The organism is Enterococcus sp. 6D12_DIV0197 (assembly GCF_002174385.1).
Lineage (GTDB): Bacteria > Bacillota > Bacilli > Lactobacillales > Enterococcaceae > Enterococcus_D > Enterococcus_D casseliflavus.
The window spans coordinates 1,033,955-1,036,417 of sequence record NZ_NIBN01000001.1 but is presented as its reverse complement, the minus strand read 5'-3'; the positions used below and the strand labels follow the sequence as shown (position 1 = coordinate 1,036,417).

Sequence of the window (2,463 nt, the reverse complement as noted above, 5' to 3'; positions counted from 1 at the left end):
GATCAATTTGCCACCCCCATTCAGATTCCTTTAAATAAGGGTTTTTGATCCCTGTCGTTAAATTCCCATCTGATTTTTCTAAACTCTCATCAGATGCGATTACTAGTGACTGATAGTATGATATTGCAACAAAATCAACGGTTCCCTCCCTTAATATTTTTTCATTCTGCGGATTTAAATCAAGAGAGATTCCTGTTTGTTCTAGAGCCTTAAGTTTATAGCTTGGATAATACCCTCTGCATTGAACATCTAAATAAAAATTAATAAATTGAGATGCTTGCCAGGTCAGAATGTTATCAGCAGGGTTACTACTATAAGGATACATTGCCGGGTAAGTAACCATTCCTCCAAACTGAAAGTTTGGATTAATTTCCTTTCCTAACTTCACAACTTTTGCAGCTGCAATTAACTGATTAAATCCAGCTTTCTCAGTAACTATTTTATCCGTGGTATCAATCCCACCAGCTAACCATGGTAGAGCTTCGATACAGTTCATTTCGTTAAATGTTATCCAATATTTAACATACGGAGAATATCTTTCAAAAACTGTTCTAGCATATTTTACAAAACACTCAATAGTTCTAGTATCTCTCCAACTTCCCCAACTATTAACTAATGCTAGTGGTATTTCATAGTGAGATAATGTAACAATTGGTTCAATATTATATTTCTTTAACTCTTTAAAAACCTTCTCGTAAAACTCAAGGCCTTTTTCATTGGGAGATTCATCATATCCATTTGGATAAATCCTACTCCATGCAATTGACATTCTAAATGAGTTAATACCTGACTCAGAGAGGAGTTTGATATCTTCTTTAAAATTATGATAAAAATCAATTGTTTCATGACTTGGATATTTATATTTTTCCTGCGTATCAAAAATAGATCCTTCAGGTACTCCTGTCATTTGCATCAGAGGCATTTGTTTATTTTCACCATTTTTATCTTTGTATGTTACTAAACGAGGGTTTTTTTTATCTCCTAAAGTAATCACATCAGCTGAACTCAGTCCTTTACCATCAGTTAGATAAGCCCCCTCTAATTGATTAGCAGCAGTTGCTCCACCCCATAAGAAATTTTTATTAAACCTCATTCAATTGTCCTCCTTTATTTTCTTCATCTAATGCTCTTTTATCATCCAATCTAAAGAATGGATAGTAAACAATCACTTGAACTAATATAACTAAAAGTAAAATAATAAAATATTTGAACCCTCCTTGGAATATTGCAGAAATCACTTGTGGCATAATCCACGGAAACGAAATAGATGGATTAATATCAGGTTGAAGTATCTTTGTTAAAAATAGTGCTCCAAATCCAGATAGAATTGGCGTTAAAATCATTGGAATAAAATAGATTGGGTTTAACATAACTGGAAAGCCAAATATAATTGGCTCATTGATATTGAAGAAATTAGGTACTACAACAAGTTTTCTCATTGTCTTATATTTTTCAGATTTTGCAAAGAAACTTGATATTGCTAAACCTAATGTACTTCCTGTTGCTCCCATGGACAAAGCAGCAAATACAATAACTAACTCAAGGTGCGGTAATGGCTGGCCTGCTAAAAAAGCCTCAAAATTTTGTGTCAACGGAGCAATTATAAATGGTGTATATAAGCTTAATATCGGGCTAGGATGGACACCAAAGAACCAGAACAAGCTGCATACTGTAAATAGGAAAATCATTGAGATGGTTGATGCACCAAATAAGTTAATAACTAAACCAATTGTTTGATTGAATGCGTCAAATATATTTCCGAATGATGTTAAACTAAATCCATACTTGATTAAAAATGCCAGAAAAAATATAATCATCGCAATAAATGTTGGTGAAAGCGAATCAGTTACCATGGGAGGAACTGTATCAGGTAATTTAATTTTTATATTCTTTTTATATAGGAATTGATATAATCTAGGAACAATTAGCGCTGTCATCATTGCGATAAAAATACCATTACTTCCTAAGTAGTTCGTAGATAAAGCTAAAATTTCATTATCACCAGTACCAATCCTTAGTGGCACTAAAATTAATAATACCGCCATACTAAGAAGTGCAGACGTTACAGGATTAACTTCTAATTGTTTTCCGTAACTATAAGAAATTGTAGTGATAATGTATATAGGAAGCAACGTCATAGTGACTGATAAAACATCTTCAATTATTGGCGATATACCAATATTCGTTAATAGATGCATCCATACCGGAATAGGTAAATTACCTAAAATAGCCAGTACTGAAGTTCCTAAAGTAATAGGCATTGACATGATCATACCTGCTGCTAAGGCCTGGACTAATTTGCTCTGGTTTAAGGCCGTCGCCACCGGTCCAATATATTTTTCTAAGATTCCTTGAAATTTATCTAACACTTTTTTTCCTCCTCAATAGTACTTAATAATTTCAATATTTGATGCAATTCCTGTGTTACTCTCTTTTCCATCAAAGAAATTTTTAAGATTATCA

At 33.0% G+C, this 2,463-nt stretch carries 2 protein-coding genes; both read right to left on the bottom strand.

The annotated features are described in order from the left end of the window. The coding region (locus tag A5867_RS04985) for a glycoside hydrolase family 1 protein (RefSeq protein WP_087628160.1) at positions 1 to 1,093 on the bottom strand (1,093 nt) is incomplete at its 3' end. Further along, the gene (locus tag A5867_RS04980; RefSeq protein WP_087627002.1) at positions 1,083 to 2,369 is read right to left on the bottom strand and encodes a PTS transporter subunit EIIC; all 1,287 of its coding nucleotides are present in this window, start codon (positions 2,367 to 2,369) and stop codon (positions 1,083 to 1,085) included. The genes A5867_RS04985 and A5867_RS04980, both read right to left, overlap by 11 nt. Between the last annotated feature and the right edge of the window lie 94 nt (positions 2,370 to 2,463).